The following is a 15,724-nucleotide window of genomic DNA, read 5'->3' on the forward strand; positions in this document are numbered from 1 at the left end:
GGAGTGTTGCGTCCGTTGAAGCAGAGCAAAGGAGAGTTCGACCACCCTGCCACCTGGCCGGCGACACGCACACCGCATCGGCCGGCGGGCCGGCCGAGCAGGGTGGCCGAACGGCGGATGGATCAGGTCATGTTGGCGAGGAACTCGCTGTAGAACAGGCCCAGGGCGATGGCGACACCGATGCCGGCGATGATCCAGAACCGGACCACGATGTTGACCTCGCTCCAGCCGGCCAACTCGAAGTGGTGCTGCAACGGCGACATGCGGAACACACGTTTCCCTGTCGTCCGGAAGGAGATGATCTGGATCACCACGGACATCGTGATGATCACGAAGAGCCCACCGATGATCGGCAGCAGCAGGATGGTCCGGGTGGACATCGCCATGCCGGCGATCAGGCCGCCCAGGCCCAGCGCCCCGGTGTCACCCATGAAGATCCGCGCCGGGGACGTGTTCCACCAGAGGAAGCCCACACATGCCCCGGCCGCGGCCCCGGCTATCAGCGCGATCTCCAGCGGGTCCCGGACGGAGTAGCAGTACGGCTGCTTGTAGCTCGGGTCGGCGCACCAGTGCCGGTACTGCCAGAACGCGATGAGCGCGTACGCCGCGAGGACCATCACCGATGCGCCGGTGGCCAGACCGTCCAGACCGTCGGTGAGGTTCACGCCGTTCGTGGCGGCCATCACCACGAAGATGAAGATGATCACCGCGCCGATCTTGCTGACCTCCAGGGCGTCGATGTCCCGGATGAAGCTCAGCGTGGTGCTGCCCACCGTCTCGGTGTTGGTCTTCGCGCCCGTCGCGTCGGTCATCGTGCTCGGGAAGTACAGCGCCACCACGCCGAAGACCGCGCCGACCAGGATCTGGCCGAGCAGCTTCCCGCGCTTGTTCAAACCGGCGCTGTTGCGCTTGCGCACCTTGAGGAAGTCGTCGAGGAAACCCACCGCGCCGGAGAAGACCATCAGCCCCAGCAGCACCAGCGCGGTGATGGTCGGCTCCACCTGCGCGATCTGCAGGTCCGGCAGCGTGGTCAGCGCCAGGTGCCCGGCGACGTACGCGATCACGGTGGCCAGGATGAAGACCACGCCGCCCATCGTGGGCGTGCCCTTCTTGCCCTGGTGCATGGCCGGGCCGTCGGACCGGATCGGCTGGCCGGCCTTGAGCCGGGTGAACACCTTGATCGCGATCGGCGTGCAGAACAGCGAGACGAGGAAGGCCACCCCGATGGCGACGATGACCGCCCTCATCGGCTGGCCTCCTCGGCGGCGTCGGCGCGCAGGGCGTCGGCCACCTCCCAGGTCCGATACCGGGAGCCCTTGACCAAGACGACATCACCCGGCCGTAGCTCGCCCCGCAGCACCTCGACGGCCGCCGCCTGATCGGTGAGCAGCACCGACTCTCCTCCCCAGTTCACTACCGCTGTCGCGCCTTCATGGATCGGCGCGGCCGGCTCGCCCACCACGAGCAGCCGGTCGACACCCAGCTCGGCCGCGAGTCGGCCGACCTCGGCGTGGCCGTCGCGCTCGAACGGGCCCAGCTCGGCCATGTAACCGAGCACCGCGACGGTACGCCGTTCCCGGCCGAGGCTCGCGAGCGCCCGGAGCGCCACCGCCATCGAGGCCGGGTTGGCGTTGTACGAGTCGTCGATGACCGTCACCCCGTCGGGCCGGTCGAAGACGTCCATCCGCCGGGTGGACTTCAGCCCCAGCGCGCCGAGCGCAGGGGCCAGGTCGGCCAGCGGCATGCCCAGCTCCCGGGCGACCGCGGCGGCGGCGAGGGTGTTGCCGACCTGGTGACGGCCTGTCAACGCGAGCCGCACCGGCACCCGCCCCTCCGGCGTGACCAGGGTGTACGACGGGTGCCCCCGCTCGTCGAGCGTGACGTCCTCGGCGCGCAGGTCGGCGTCCGGCGCCTCGCCGTAGCGGACCACCCGGGCCCGGGTGCGAGCCGCCATGGCGTCCACCCGGGGGTCGTCGGCGTTCAGCACGGCGAGCCCCTCGGCCGGTAGCGCCTCGACCAGCTCACCCTTGGCCTGGGCGATGTTGTCCTGGGAGCCGAACTCGCCGATGTGCGACGTCCCGACGTTGAGCACCACCGAGATGCGGGGCGGCACCAGCTCGCACAGGTAGCGCACGTGCCCGATCCCGCGGGCGCCCTTCTCCATCACCAGGTAGCGGGTGTCCGGCCCGGCCAGCAGAGCCGTGTACGGGTGGCCCAGCTCGTTGTTGAACGACCCGGGCGGGGCCACGGTGGCGCCGAGGCGGGCGGTGAGCTGGCCGATCAGGTCCTTCGTGGTGGTCTTGCCCGAGGAACCGGTCACGCCGATCACGGTCAGCTCGGGCAGCCGGGCCACCGCCGCGCGGGCCAGCCGGCCCATCGCGGTCAGGGCGTCGTCGACGAGGACCATTGGCACCTCGGGCAGCTCGCGGGTGCCGAGCACCGCCACCGCGCCGGCCGCCAGCGCCGTCGCCGCGTAGTCGTGCCCGTCGACCTTCTCCCCCGGAAACGCCACGAAGAGCGAGCCGGGCCCGACCTTGCGCGAGTCGAACTCGACCGAGCCGGTGACGGTGGCGGCCGGGTCGGCGTGCACGAGCTGCCCGTCCACCGCGGCGGCCACCTCGGCCAGGGTCAGCGCGATCACCGCTGACCCGCCCGGTCGGAGAAGCGGGCCCGCAGCGCGTCGGCCAGCTCGGTGCTGTCGTCGAACGGGAGCATCTCGCCCGCCACCTCCTGGCCCCGCTCATGGCCCTTGCCGAGCAGCGCGATCACGTCACCCGGCTCGGCCAGCCGGACCGCCTCGTCGATCGCGTCCCGGCGACCGGCCACCTCGATGATCCGGGCGGCCGTGCCGGCCCGGTACGCCCCGGCGAGCACCTCGGCGCGGATCTGGGCGGGGTCCTCGGTACGCGGGTTGTCGTCGGTCACCAGCACCACATCGGCCCCCTCGGCCGCGGCGGCGCCCATCACCGGGCGCTTGCCCCGGTCCCGGTCCCCGCCGGCGCCGATCACGCAGATCAGCCGGCCGGCGCTCAGCTCCCGCAGCGCGGCCAGCGCGGCCACGATCGCGTCGGCCTTGTGCGCGTAGTCGACCACCCCGCGCACCGGGCCGACGACGTCGACCAGTTGCAGGCGGCCGGGCACCCCACCGCAGGCGGCCACGCCGGCCGCCGCGGTCGTCGGGTCCACCCCGGCGCCCACCAGGGCGGCGATCGCCAGCAGCGCGTTGGCCACGTTGTGCCGCCCGGGCAGCGCCACCCCGGCGGTCAGCGCCACTCCGTCCGGGCCGTGCGCGGTGAACCGCTGGGCGTACCCCTCGCCGTCCACGCCGTCGGCCCACCACGTCGCGGTCGGGTCGCCGAGCGCCGAGTAGCTGACCGTCGCCGGCTTGTAGAGCGGCTTGAGTGCCGGGTCGTCGTGGTTGAGCACCTCGACCGCGCAGCGGCCGTCGAAGAGCTGCGCCTTGGCGGCGAAGTAGTCGGCGCTGTCGGCGTGGAAGTCCAGATGGTCGGAGCCGAAGTTGGTGTACCCGCCCACGGCGAAGCGCACCCCGCCGACCCGGCCCATGGCGAGGGCGTGGCTGGACACCTCCATGACCACGGCCGTCACCCCCCGCTCGCGGGCGGTGGCAAGCATCGCGTGCAGGTCGGGCGCCTCGGGGGTCGTCCGCACACTGTCGATGACGAGGTCACCGAGCCGGGTCTCCACGGTGCCGATCAGCCCGGTGGTGTGCCCGGCGGCGCGCAACCCCGACTCGACCAGGTACGCGGTGGAGGTCTTGCCGGCGGTTCCGGTGACGCCGATGACGGTGAGCGCGGCCGTCGGGTCGCCGTAGACCGCCGAGGCCAGTTCGCCGAGCACCGCGCGCGGGTCGGGCACGACCAGGGCGGGAAGGCCGCTCGCCGCCGCCAACTCGGCGCCGGCCGGGTCGGTCAGCAGCGCCACCGCGCCTGCCTCGGCGGCGCCGACGGCGAACTCCGCGCCGTGGCGGCGGGCGCCGGGCAGGGCCGCGTACAGGTCGCCGGAGCGGACCTCCTGGCTGGCGTGGGTGGCCCCGGTGACGACCACGTCGGCGGCGGCCGCCGGGAGGTCGACGGCGAGCCGGACGGCGAGATCACCGAGCCGGACGCCGGTCACGGTACGTGGACGTGGATTGCCGGGCACGGCGTCAGACCCTACCCGGTCGTCCGGTTCCGGCCGCACAGCCGCCCCGGTGGTTCGTCGGCACTCACCGATGATGTCGCGCCCGCGCTGCTCAGCGCGGATAGACCACGAACTTGGGTGCGGAACCACTCGCGGACGGCGGCACACGGTAGTGACGCAGCGTGAACTGCATCATGTCCCGGAATGCCGGGTTGGCGATCGCCGCGCCCCCACCACCGGGCGCGTACACGAAGACAGCGATCACGTACCGGGGCTTCTCGGCGGGGGCCATGCCGATGAAGGAGGACACCTCGCCCGGCTGCCTCTTGCCGTCCACCCGACGCCAGCCGGTGCCGGTCTTGCCGGCGACCCGGTAGCCGGGCACCGCCGCCAGGGTGCCGGTGGCGCCCTCGACAGTGGTGACCGCCTCCAGCATGGTGCGCAGGGCCGCCGCGTTCTGCGGGCTGAGCACCGAGCGGGTGACCGGCGCCGGAGCGGGGGTGTGCTTGCCGTCCGGGCCGATCGTCTCCTTCACGAGGTGCGGCTGCACGTACGTGCCGTCGTTGGCGATTGCGGCGTACGCGGCGGCCATCTGCAACGGGGTGGCGTCGACGCTGTGCCCGATCGGCACCGACCCGCGCGACGACTCGCTCCACTCGTCGGCCGGCAGCAGCCGGCCGCTGGCCTCGCCGGGCAGACCCTCGCCGGTGGGCTTGCCCAGCCCGAAGCGCTTCTGGTAGTCGATCAGCCGGTCCCGGCCGAGCCGGTCGCCGACGGTGATCGCGCCGACGTTCGACGAGTAGGCGAGCATCCCGGGCACACTCATCTTCCGGCCGTTGGCCGGGTGGGTGTCGGGGAACCAGGTGTCGCCCTTCTTGATGGCGTTGGCGATGGGGAACGTGGTGTCCGGGGTGATCACCCCCTCCTGCAACGCCGCGGCGTAGGTGATGGCCTTGTGCACCGAGCCCGGCTCGATCACGAAGCTGGTCGCGGCGTCCTCCCGGGCGACCGGGTCGCTGCCTCCCGGCTTCGCAGCGTTGTAGGTGGGATCGCTGGCCTGCGCCCGCACCTCGCCGGTGGCCACGTCGATGATCACGGCGGCGGCGGTCGCGCCCCGCTGCCCCGCCATCCCTGCGCTGAGGATCTGCTGGCAGCGGAACTGCAGGTCACGGTCGATGGTGAGGGTGAGCGAGCTACCCGGTTTGGCCGGGGTCGTCTTGCTGTAGCCACCCGGGATCGGCGCGGCGAGGTCACCGAGGCCGGCCTCGTACACCCGCTTGCCGTCCTGCCCGGCGAGCAGGTCGTCGTAGCGGGCCTCCAACCCCTCCAGCCCGACCATGTCCTGGCTGGTGAAGCCGATCAGGTTGGCCGCCAGGTCGTCGCCGGGCACCTCCCGGCGCTCGTCGCGGTGCACCCCGATGCCGGGCAGGTCCAGAGCCTGCACCTGCTTGGCCGTCGGGATCTCCACCCCCCGGGCCAGGTACTCGAAACGGGACTGGATGCCGTTCTCCAGCTTGCGGGGCTTCATCAGCTCGGTGAGCTTCGACACCGGAATGCCCAGCAGCGGAGAGAGCGCCTTCGCGGTGGCGTCGGCGCCGATCCACCCGGGGTTGGTCCGGTCCTCGATCAGGGTCGGGTCGGCGAACACGTACCGCGCCTCGACACTGTGGGCCAGCGGCTCGCCCCGGAAATCGTAAATCGCGCCGCGCGGCGCGGGCAGCTCGACCGTGCGGGTCCGGTCGGCGACGCCACCACCGGCGTACGCCGGGGTGTCGACCGCCTGCAGGAAGATCAACCGCACGCCGATGACGGCGAAGAGCGTCAGGGTGAGCACGGTGCCCAGACGCAGCCGTAGCCGCGGGTCGGCGAGCTTGGGCGGGCGCGGCGGCTTACGGGACGGTCGCCGGGCCGCCGGTCGGTCGGCGCGGCCGGGCGCGCGCGGCGTGGTGCGGCGGCGCGGCGGCGGCTCGTCGCCGGCCGGGCCGCGCGGGGTACGCGGCGCGACGGTCCGCACGACGCCGCCCCGGCCGGCCGCCGGAGCGTCCCGCCGGCCCGATCGGGCGGCGGCCCGGCCGCCGTCGAGCACCTGCAACGCCGGCCGGAACGGGTCGCCGGACCGGGTGCTGCGCGGGGTACGCCGCTGCTCGGCGGCCCCACCGCGCGCCGGTGTGCCCTCGCGGACGGTCCGACCCCTCGGGGTGTACGCCCGGGCGCCGGAGATGCCCCCGATGCCCTGCTCGCCGGCCCGCGACTCCTCGTCGGGCGAACCGGCCGCACGCGAAGAGCCGCGCCGGGACCCCGTGGGATCCCGGCGCGGCTCGTCCGACCTCGGTGACACCGGTCAGCCTCCCGCGCCCTGGCTGGTGACCGACGGCTCGCCGGTCGCCGGCTTCGGCACGCCGATGGGCTTGCCGTCCGGCATCCGGATGTACGCCGGCTCACCGGCGTCCACCAGGCCCAGGCGACGCGCCTCGGCGGTCAGGTTGCCCGGCGCCTTGGCGTCGGCGATCTGCTTGTCGAGCTGCTGCTTCTCCAGGTCCAGTCGGGACTGCTGCTGCTGCAGCTTTTCCAGCCGGAACGCGTTCTCATTGATCTTGGTGTTGACCGCCAGGATGCCGAGCACCCCGCCGACGACAAGCACCACGATCAGCGCCGCGAACGGCGCACGCGGCACCGACACCGGCGGCGGCGGCGCCACCCGCAGCCGGGGCGAGCGAGCGGTCGCCGCCGCGCCGGCCTTCTCGGCCGGACGCAGCGCGGCGCTGCCCTGGGTCGGGAACTCGCGCGCCCCCCGGGCGCGAGCCTCCCCCTGCCGGTTGACTCGATCGATGCGTGGCGTACCGTTCCCCACGCGCGGGGCTCGCTCCGCCGCGGTCCGGCCCCCCGACCGCGGTGCGCGCTGCCCGCCGCCGGTGACGTCCCGGCGGTCGCGCTTGTCAATGTTCATGTCCCCTCCCCCTCAACATCCGTCCCTCTACCGGGCCGGCGCCCCTGATCCCCCACGGATCAGGCTGACCCCGTGCCCGGCTGGTGCATCCCCTTCACCCTGCGGCGGGACCGTTCGCGGTCGGTCCGCCCCTGCTCTGTCGCGTTCGGATCGAGTCGTTCCGCTGCCCGCAGCCGCACGGAGGCGGCACGCGGGTTCGCGGCGACCTCCGCCTCCCCGGGTAGTTCCGCGCCCCGGCTGAGCAGCCGGAACGTCGGACCAGACCCGGGCAGCTCGACCGGGAGGTCGATCGGGCCCTTACTGCGGACCCGGTCCGCGAGCGCCACCTTGGTGAGCCGGTCCTCCAGCGAGTGGTAGGACAGGACCACCATGCGACCACCCACGGTCAAGGCGTCGAGCGCGGACGGCAGCGCCGTCTCCAGCGCTGCCAGCTCTCTGTTTACCTCGATCCGTAAAGCCTGAAACGTTCTCTTTGCCGGGTGTCCGCCCGTTCGTCGCGCTGGCGCCGGAATGGAGTCCCGGACCAGCTCCGCCAACCGCGCGGACGAGGTGATCCGGGCGCGTTCCCGCTCCCGGATGATCGCCGAGGCGATCCGGCCGGCGAACTTCTCCTCGCCGTACACCCGCAGCACCCGGGCCAGATCCGGATGGGCGTACGTGTTGACCACCTCTTCGGCGGTCACCCCCTGCGTCTGGTCCATCCGCATGTCCAGCGGCGCGTCCTGGGCGTAGGCGAACCCGCGGTCGGGCGCGTCCAGTTGCAGCGACGAGACACCCAGGTCGAACAGGATCCCGTCGATGCCCGGATAGCCCAGCCGCTCCAGCACCTCGGGCAGCTCGTCGTAGACGGCGTGCTCCAGGTGCACCCGGTCGGCGAACCGCGCCAGCCGGACCCGCGCGTGAGCGAGCGCCTCGGTGTCCCGGTCGAGCCCGATCAGGACCGTCTCCGGGTGCGCCTCCAGCACCGCCTCCGCGTGCCCGGCCAGGCCGAGCGTCGCGTCGACGTGCACCGTCCGGCCGCCTCGACCCAGCGCGGGGGCCAGCAGCTCGAGACACCGCTCGAGCAGCACCGGCACATGCGTGCCGCGCAACTCCCCCATGTTGACCCCCACTGGTTGAAACGTCCGTTCTGTTCACGCGCCTGTCGTGGCGACGGCGCTGCCGTCGTACCGCCAGATCCCCATCCGCTCCCGCCCGACACCAGGCCGTCGCCCGATGACTGGATCGTGCGCCTGGCACCGGGGAAGGGGTGCCAGGAACTCGAAAGCGGCTGGAGATCTCGCAGTACGTCGGGCGCCGTTCCGCCCTACAGACCGCCGGGCAGCACCCCCTCCTCGATGTCGGCGAAGTCGTCTTCGCTCTCGGCGAGGTAGGTCTCCCAGGCGACCCTGTCCCAGATCTCCACCCGCGTGCTCGCGCCGATGACCACCAGGTCACGGTCGAGCGCGGCGTACTGGCGAAGATGTGCCGGAATCGTCACGCGGCCCTGCTTGTCCGGCACCTCGTCGTGCGCGCTGGCGAAGAAGACCCGGCTGTAGGCCCGGGCCGCCTTGTGCGTCATCGGCTGCGCGCGCAACTGCTCCGCGATCCGCTGGAACTCGGGTGTCGGAAAGACATAGAGGCAACGATCCTGCCCTTTGGTGACCACGACACCCCCCGCCAGCTCATCCCGGAACTTGGCCGGAAGGATCAACCGGCCTTTGTCGTCCAGGCGCGGAGTGTGGGTGCCGAGGAACATCCGGCCCTACCCCCTCGCCCTTGAGCGGCGTTCGCGGCGCCGCTGACCCCCCGGGCCGGTGAGCCCTCCCGGCCTCACCATTGGGCCCCACCTTACTCCACTTCCCTCCACCTGCAACCAGATTCGCCCGCGTGGCGCGTCCGATCCGCCTGCAAAACCGCACGTCACACGGGGTGGAGCGGAGTGGAGGGTGCCAGCGCCCGCCCGGCGTGGTCCGCTTTCCGACATAGATCGACTCCGTCCGGTGGAGCGCGATCCGCCTTCCCGCACGGATGCCACGGCCGAACGGTTCACCGTCGGCGGCGATCTGGTGAGGCGGGCGGTCCGGTAACCTCGCTCGCGTGACGGACGCGAAAATGCCCCTACGGGCCAAGGTGGCCAGCTCCGTGTCACGGACCGCCGCGGCGCTCTCCCGGGCCGCCGGCCGTGGCGACGGATCGGTGATCGGCGGATGGATCGGGCTGAAGATCGACCCGGACCTGCTGGCGCACCTGTCGGCCGGACGCGCCATCGCGCTCGTCTCCGGCACCAACGGCAAGACCACCACCACCCGGTTGACCTCCGCCGCGGTCGGCGTGCTCGGCCGGGTCGCCACCAACTCCTTCGGCGCCAACATGCCCAGCGGGCACACCTCGGCGCTGGCGAAGGCCGGCAGCACCCCGTACGCGGTGCTGGAGGTCGACGAGCACTACCTGGCCCAGGTGCTGGAGGCGACCGAGCCGCACGTGGTCGCGCTGCTGAACCTCTCCCGCGACCAGCTGGACCGGGCCAAGGAGGTCGCCATGATGGCGCAGCTCTGGCGCGCGGCCCTGGTCCGGCACACGAACGTACGGGTGGTGGCGAACGCCGACGACCCGCTCGTGGTGTGGGCCGCCACCCCGCCGGGTGACCCCGCCCGGGGCATCAACCCGCCGCACGTGACCTGGTTCAGCGCCGGCCAGCGCTGGCACGACGACTCCTGGGTCTGCCCGGAGTGCGGCTCCACGATCCAGCGCTCCGGCGAGCAGTGGTGGTGCACCGGCTGCGCGCTGCGCCGACCGGAGCCGCACTGGGTCGTCGAGGACGAGGGCGTGCTCGACCCCACCGGCGCCTGGCACAAGGTCTCCCTCCAACTACCCGGCAAGGTCAACCTCGGCAACGCGGCGACCGCGCTGGCGGTGGCCGCCGAGTTCGGCGTACGCCCGGTCGACGCGGTGTCCCGCCTCGGCATCGTCACCTCGGTTGCCGGCCGGTACGCGCAGGTCGACAAGGACGGGCGCAACATCCGGCTGCTGCTGGCCAAGAACCCGGCCAGTTGGCTGGAGGCCTTCGACATGGCCGACGAGGCGCCGACACTGCTCTCCATCAACGCGCGCGACCCCGACGGTCTGGACACCTCCTGGCTCTACGACGTCGACTTCGCCCCGCTCCGTGGCCGGCAGGTGTTGATCACCGGCGACCGGGCATACGACCTGGCGGTTCGACTGGACGTCAACGACGTCCCGTTCCAGCACGTCCGCACGTTCGACGACGCGCTCCGGTCGGTCCCGCCCGGGCGACTGGAGGTCATCGCGAACTACACCGCGTTCCAGGACATTCGAGCGGAGTTGGACCGTGTCATCTGAGAGTCTGCGCATCGTCTGGATCTACCCCGACCTGCTGTCCACCTACGGCGACCGGGGCAACGCCCTGATCCTCGCCCGCCGGGCCCGCCAGCGCGGCATGCCGGTCGAGGTGCTGGAGGTCCGCTCCGACCAGCGGCTGCCCGCGACCGCCGACATCTACCTGGTCGGCGGCGGCGAGGACGGCCCCCAGGCGTTGGGCGCCCAGCGGCTGATCGCCGACGGCGGCCTGCACCGGGCGGTCGCCCAGGGGTCGGTGGTGTTCGGCGTCTGCGCCGGTTACCAACTGCTCGGCACCTCCTTCTTCGCCAAGGGCGTGCAGTGTCGCGGGCTGGAGCTGCTCGACCTGCGCTCCGACCGGGGCGAGAGCCGGGCCGTCGGCGAGCTGGCCGGTGAGATCGACCCCCGGCTGGGCCTGCCCCCGCTGACCGGCTTCGAGAACCACGGCGGTCGCACGCACCTCGGCCCGGAGGTCGCACCGCTCGCCCGGGTCACCACCGGGATCGGCAACGACGGCGCCACCGAGGGCGCGTGGCGCGGCAAGCTGCTGGGCACGTATTCGCACGGCCCGGCGCTGGCCCGCAACCCGGCCCTGGCCGACCTGCTGCTGCGCTGGGCCACCGGGGCACACCAGCTCCCCCCGCTGGACGACACCTGGTCGGACCGGCTGCGCAACGAGCGCCGCTCCGCAGTGGCCCCCGCCCGGGCATGATCCGAGCCGTCCGGCGGCTGCTCCGGCAGCCGTCGGCCGCCCGGTTCGCCCTGCTCGTCCTGCTGATCGGCGCCTGCGGACTGCTGCTGCTCCTGGTGCCCCGGCCGGATCCGGCGCAGCTACCGCTGCTGGCCGACCGGCTGGGTGACTTCGCCCCGGTGGCGGCGATCCTTGGGGGCGCGCTGCTGCTGGTGGCGCTGGTCCCCCGTACCTTCATCACGCTCGCCGCGGGCGCGATCTTCGGCCCGCTGGAGGGCGCCGCGTACGCCCTGGGGGCGGCGCTGGTGGCGGCGGCGATCGGGTTCACTGTCGGCCGGCTGCTCGGCCGGGAGTTCGTCGCCGAACGGGTCCGGGGGCGCCTGGCCCGCCTCGACGGCTGGTTCGCCCGGCAGAGCGTGGTCGGCGTGATCACCGTCCGGTTGCTGCCGATCGCCGGCTTCGGGCTGGTCAGCTACGGCTACGGCACGACCGGTGCCCGGGTGCTGCCGTTCCTGGCCGGCAGTGTGATCGCCTCCGCGCCGACCGCGTTCGGCTACGCGGCGATCGGCGCGGCCGTGAGCTCCCCCGGCCACATCAACTGGTACGCCGCCGCCCCCTCCAGCCTCGGCCTGATCGCCAGCCTCGTGCTCGTCCACAAGTGGTGGCGCGGCGAACGACGCCGCCGCCGGATCCCGGCCTGAGCGTGCCCCGGCTGACCGACGGCGTCGACGCCGAGGAGCCGCTCACCGGCGGATACGTCGCCGACGTGGTCCGGATCGGCGACACGGTACGACGTACCCCGCCCGTCAATCTGGACTTCGTCGGTGCGCTGCTGCGCCACCTGGCCGAGGTGGGCGCGGACCTCGCGCCCCGCCACCTCGGCGTCGACGAACGCGGCCGGCAGGTGCTCAGCTACGTTCCGGGGCAGGTGCCGTGGCGGAACTCCGAGGATCCCGGGTTCTTCGCCGACCCGGCGCTGGTGCGGCTGGCCGAGCTGATCCGCCGGCTGCACGACGCGTGTGCGGGCACCGACCTGGCCGGCGACGCCGAGACGGTGTGTCACCGCGACCTGTCACCGAAGAACACCGTGTACCGCCACTTCCCCGCCGGCCTGTTGCCCGTGTCCTTCATCGACTGGGATCTGGCCGCGCCGGGCCGGCGGATCGAGGACGTGGCGTTCGCCGGCTGGCACTGGGCTCCGCTGGGCGAGGGCGCCGATCCCGCCGAGCTGGGCCGGCGGTGTCGCGTCCTCTGCGACGCCTACGACGCGACCGGCCCCCGGGCTCTGCCCCGAGCGGAGCTGGTCGACGTGATGCTCGGGCAGATCGAGCAGACCTGGCGCGGCATCGAGGCCGGCGCCGACCGCGACGAGCCGGGCATGCGCCGGCTGCGCGACGCGGGCGCGGCCGACGGGGTACGCCGCTGGCACGACTGGCTGCGCGCCCACCGCGGCGTCGTGGCGATGGCGTTGACCGCGTGACAGCGCGTCGCGCCGGGGCGACACAGCCGGTGGGCGCTATGACTCAGAGGCATATTTATACCTCTGAGTCATAGCGCTCGTCGCGGCGTCCGCCTCCGACGAGGTCACGCTCGGTAGCGCCGGCCCGTGGTTATAGCGCCGCTCTGGTCAGGCGACGACCGAGACCAGCCGGCCCGGGACCACGATGACCTTGCGGGGTTCCTTGCCCGCCAGCACGGCCGCCACCGCGTCCAAGGCCGCCGCGCGGACGGTCTCCTCGGAGGCGTCGGCGGGGACCTCGACGCGGCCACGGACCTTGCCGTTGACCTGCACCGGATAGGTCACCGTCTCGGCCACCAGCAGCGCCGGGTCGGCGGTCGGGAAGTCCGCGTACGTCAGCGAGGTGTCGTGGCCCAGCTTGCGCCACAGCTCCTCGGCGACGTGCGGGGCGAACGGCGCCACCATCAGCACCAGCGGCTCGGCCACCTCGCGGGGCGTGGCCGACAGTCGGGTCAGCCCGTTGGTCAGCTCGATCAGCTTGGCGATCGCGGTGTTGAACCGGATGCCGTCCATGTCGCCGCGGACCCCGTCGATCACCTTGTGCAGCAGCCGGCGGGTCGCCTCGTCGGCCGGGGCCTCGGTGATCCGCAGCGCCCCGGTCTGCTCGTCGACGATCGCCCGCCACACCCGCTGCAGGAACCGGTACGAGCCGACCACCGCCCGGGTCTCCCAGGGACGGGACACCTCCAGCGGGCCCATCGACATCTCGTACACCCGGAAGGTGTCGGCGCCGTACGCGGCGCACATGTCGTCGGGGGTCACCACGTTCTTCAGCGACTTGCCCATCTTGCCGTACTCGCGGTTGACCGTCAGGTCGCCCAGGTAGTACGCGCCGTCGCGCTCGACGACCTCCTCGGCCTGCACGTAGCTGCCGCGCGAGTCGGTGTACGCGTACGCCTGGATCATGCCCTGGTTGAACAGCTTGCGGAACGGCTCGAACGACGAGACGTGCCCCAGGTCGAACAGCACCTTGTGCCAGAACCGCGCGTACAGCAGGTGCAGCACGGCGTGCTCGGCGCCGCCGACGTACAGGTCGGTGCCCCCGCAGTCGCCCTCGCCGCGCGGGCCCATCCAGTACCGCTCGTTCTCGGCGTCGACGAACCGCTCGCTGTTGGTCGGGTCCAGGTAGCGCAGCTCGTACCAGCAGGAGCCGGCCCACTGCGGCATCACGTTGGTCTCCCGGGTGTAGCGCTTCGGCCCGTCACCCAGGTCCAGCTCGACCTCGACCCAGTCCCGCCGCCGCGACAGCGGGGTCTCCGGGTTGGAGCCCGCGTCGTCCGGGTCGAACGTCTTCGGGGAGAAGTCGTCCACCTCGGGCAGCTCGACGGGCAGCATCTCCTCCGGCAGCGCGATGGCGGCACCGGTCTCGTCGTAGACGATCGGGAACGGCTCACCCCAGTAGCGCTGCCGGGAGAACAGCCAGTCGCGCAGCCGGTAGGTCACCGCGCCCGTGCCGTGCCCGTTCGCCTCCAGCCAGGCGATGATCGTCGCCTTGGCGTCGGCGATCCCCCGGCCGTTCAGGTCCAGGCCGCGCTCGGGCGCGGCGCTGTTGATCGCCGGGCCGTCCCCGGTGTACGCCTTGCCGTCGAAGCCCTCCGCCGGCTGCACGGTACGCACGATGGGCAGCTCGAAGACCTCGGCGAACGCCCAGTCCCGCTCGTCCTGCGCCGGCACCGCCATGATCGCGCCGGTCCCGTAGCCGGCCAGCACGTAGTCGGCGATGAAGATCGGGATCTGCCCACCGGTGACCGGGTTGGTGGCGTACGCGCCGATGAAGACGCCTGTCTTCTCCTTGCTGTCGGACTGCCGCTCGACGTCGGTCTTCGCGGCGGCGGCCTTGCGGTACGCCTCGACAGCCGCCCGAGGGCTGGCGTGCCCGCCGGTCCAGGCGTCCTTCGTGCTCTCCGGCCAGGCGGCCGGCACCAGCGCGTCGACCAGCTCGTGCTCGGGCGCCAGCACCATGTAGGTCGCACCGAAGATGGTGTCCGGGCGGGTCGTGAACACACGCACCGGGGCCAGGGCGGTCGGGAAGTCGATGTGCGCGCCCTGCGAGCGACCGATCCAGTTGCGCTGCATCAGCTTGATCGGCTCGGGCCAGTCCAGCGCGTCCAGGTCGTCCAGCAGCCGGTCACCGTAGGCGGTGATCCGCATCTTCCACTGCTTCAGGTTGCGCTTGAAGACCGGGAAGTTGCCCCGGTCGGAGCGGCCGTCGGCGGTGACCTCCTCGTTGGCCAGCACGGTGCCCAGCCCCGGGCACCAGTTGACCGGGGCCTCCGACACGTACGCCAGCCGGTGGTCGTCGACGACTGCGCGGCGGTCGGCGACGCTCAGCTCGGCCCAGGGCCTGCCATCCGGGGTGGGCCGGTTACCGCCCTCGAACTCGGCGATCAGCTCGGCGATCGGCCGGGCCCTGCCGGCGTCGCGGTCGTACCAGGAGTTGAAGATCTGCAGGAAGATCCACTGCGTCCAGCGGTAGAAGTCGGTGTCGATGGTCGCCACCGAGCGGCGCTCGTCGTGGGCCAGCCCCAGCCGGCGCAGCTGCGTCTTGTACCGCTCGATGTTCGCGACAGTGGTGGTCCGGGGGTGGGTGCCGGTCTGCACCGCGTACTGCTCGGCGGGCAGGCCGAACGCGTCGAACCCCATCGCGTGCAGCACGTTGCGGCCGGCCATCCGCTGGTAGCGGGCGAAGCAGTCGGTGCCGATGTAGCCCAGCGGGTGGCCGACGTGCAGGCCGGCGCCGGACGGGTAGGGGAACATGTCCAGCACGTACAGCTTCTCCGCCCCGGCCCGGGGGTGGCCCGGATCGGCCAGCGGACCGGTCGGGTTCGGTGCGTGGAAGGTGCCCTCGCGCGCCCAGGTGTCCTGCCAACGGGTCTCGATCTCGTCGGCCAGGGCCGCGGTGTACCGGAACGGGGGAATGTCGCCCGCCGGTGCGGCTGCCTCACTCATCGTCTCTCCTCGCTTCGCTTCGCTTCGTCTCGGCACCACCGGGCCGGACCGGCGGCGGGCACAAAAAAGCCCCTCGCGCAGGAGGGGCCGCCGTGCTGTCGCGCCTTCAGCGCATCAGCACGGCCCGGTAAGAAGCAGG

Annotated in this window: 12 protein-coding genes; 4 read left to right on the plus strand and 8 right to left on the minus strand. The window is 72.6% G+C overall.

The window, feature by feature from the left end:
* Window positions 1-122: 122 nt before the first annotated feature.
* The 7 genes from mraY to mraZ all read right to left on the minus strand — a co-directional run bounded on the left by mraY (window position 123) and on the right by mraZ (window position 8,825).
* Window positions 123-1,247 carry a phospho-N-acetylmuramoyl-pentapeptide-transferase gene (mraY, locus tag AB0K10_RS13215; protein ID WP_363683002.1) on the minus strand — a complete coding sequence of 375 codons (1,125 nt, stop codon included), beginning with the start codon at window positions 1,245-1,247 and terminating at the stop codon, window positions 123-125.
* A complete protein-coding gene (murF, locus tag AB0K10_RS13220) occupies window positions 1,244-2,641 on the minus strand; it encodes a UDP-N-acetylmuramoyl-tripeptide--D-alanyl-D-alanine ligase (protein ID WP_363683004.1) in 1,398 nt (465 codons plus the stop codon). The genes mraY and murF overlap by 4 nt, the downstream gene beginning before the upstream one ends.
* Complete coding sequence (locus tag AB0K10_RS13225) at window positions 2,638-4,200, minus strand: UDP-N-acetylmuramoyl-L-alanyl-D-glutamate--2,6-diaminopimelate ligase (protein ID WP_363683006.1); 1,563 nt, start codon at window positions 4,198-4,200, stop codon at window positions 2,638-2,640. Before AB0K10_RS13225 ends, murF begins: the two co-directional genes overlap by 4 nt.
* A gap of 52 nt (window positions 4,201-4,252) precedes the next feature.
* A complete protein-coding gene (locus AB0K10_RS13230; RefSeq protein WP_363683008.1) occupies window positions 4,253-6,478 on the minus strand; it encodes a penicillin-binding transpeptidase domain-containing protein in 2,226 nt (741 codons plus the stop codon).
* A 3-nt stretch (window positions 6,479-6,481) separates the two neighbouring features.
* Complete coding sequence (locus AB0K10_RS13235; RefSeq protein WP_363683010.1) at window positions 6,482-7,087, minus strand: hypothetical protein; 606 nt, start codon at window positions 7,085-7,087, stop codon at window positions 6,482-6,484.
* 59 nt (window positions 7,088-7,146) lie between these two features.
* Window positions 7,147-8,187 carry a 16S rRNA (cytosine(1402)-N(4))-methyltransferase RsmH gene (gene rsmH / locus AB0K10_RS13240; protein WP_363683605.1) on the minus strand — a complete coding sequence of 347 codons (1,041 nt, stop codon included), beginning with the start codon at window positions 8,185-8,187 and terminating at the stop codon, window positions 7,147-7,149.
* 206 nt (window positions 8,188-8,393) lie between these two features.
* Window positions 8,394-8,825: a division/cell wall cluster transcriptional repressor MraZ gene (gene mraZ, locus AB0K10_RS13245; protein ID WP_363683012.1), complete on the minus strand. Its 432-nt coding sequence runs from the start codon at window positions 8,823-8,825 to the stop codon at window positions 8,394-8,396.
* Window positions 8,826-9,181: 356 nt separating this feature from the next.
* Between mraZ and AB0K10_RS13250 the strand changes: the two genes are divergently transcribed.
* Genes AB0K10_RS13250 through AB0K10_RS13265 form a run of 4 tightly spaced genes read left to right on the plus strand, consistent with a single transcriptional unit; the run spans window position 9,182 to window position 12,597 of the window.
* Window positions 9,182-10,429: a MurT ligase domain-containing protein gene (locus AB0K10_RS13250; RefSeq protein WP_363683607.1), complete on the plus strand. Its 1,248-nt coding sequence runs from the start codon at window positions 9,182-9,184 to the stop codon at window positions 10,427-10,429.
* On the plus strand, window positions 10,419-11,138 hold the full coding sequence (locus tag AB0K10_RS13255; protein ID WP_007463036.1) for a glutamine amidotransferase: 720 nt from the start codon (window positions 10,419-10,421) through the stop codon (window positions 11,136-11,138). The genes AB0K10_RS13250 and AB0K10_RS13255 overlap by 11 nt, the downstream gene beginning before the upstream one ends.
* A complete protein-coding gene (locus tag AB0K10_RS13260; protein ID WP_363683014.1) occupies window positions 11,135-11,818 on the plus strand; it encodes a VTT domain-containing protein in 684 nt (227 codons plus the stop codon). The genes AB0K10_RS13255 and AB0K10_RS13260 overlap by 4 nt, the downstream gene beginning before the upstream one ends.
* Complete coding sequence (locus AB0K10_RS13265; protein WP_363683016.1) at window positions 11,779-12,597, plus strand: phosphotransferase; 819 nt, start codon at window positions 11,779-11,781, stop codon at window positions 12,595-12,597. The genes AB0K10_RS13260 and AB0K10_RS13265 overlap by 40 nt, the downstream gene beginning before the upstream one ends.
* 147 nt (window positions 12,598-12,744) lie before the next feature.
* Here AB0K10_RS13265 and leuS read toward each other — a convergent pair whose 3' ends face one another.
* On the minus strand, window positions 12,745-15,585 hold the full coding sequence (gene leuS, locus AB0K10_RS13270) for a leucine--tRNA ligase (RefSeq protein ID WP_363683018.1): 2,841 nt from the start codon (window positions 15,583-15,585) through the stop codon (window positions 12,745-12,747).
* Window positions 15,586-15,724 lie beyond the last annotated feature (139 nt).

The organism is Micromonospora sp. NPDC049274, from assembly GCF_040678875.1.
Classification (GTDB): domain Bacteria; phylum Actinomycetota; class Actinomycetes; order Mycobacteriales; family Micromonosporaceae; genus Micromonospora.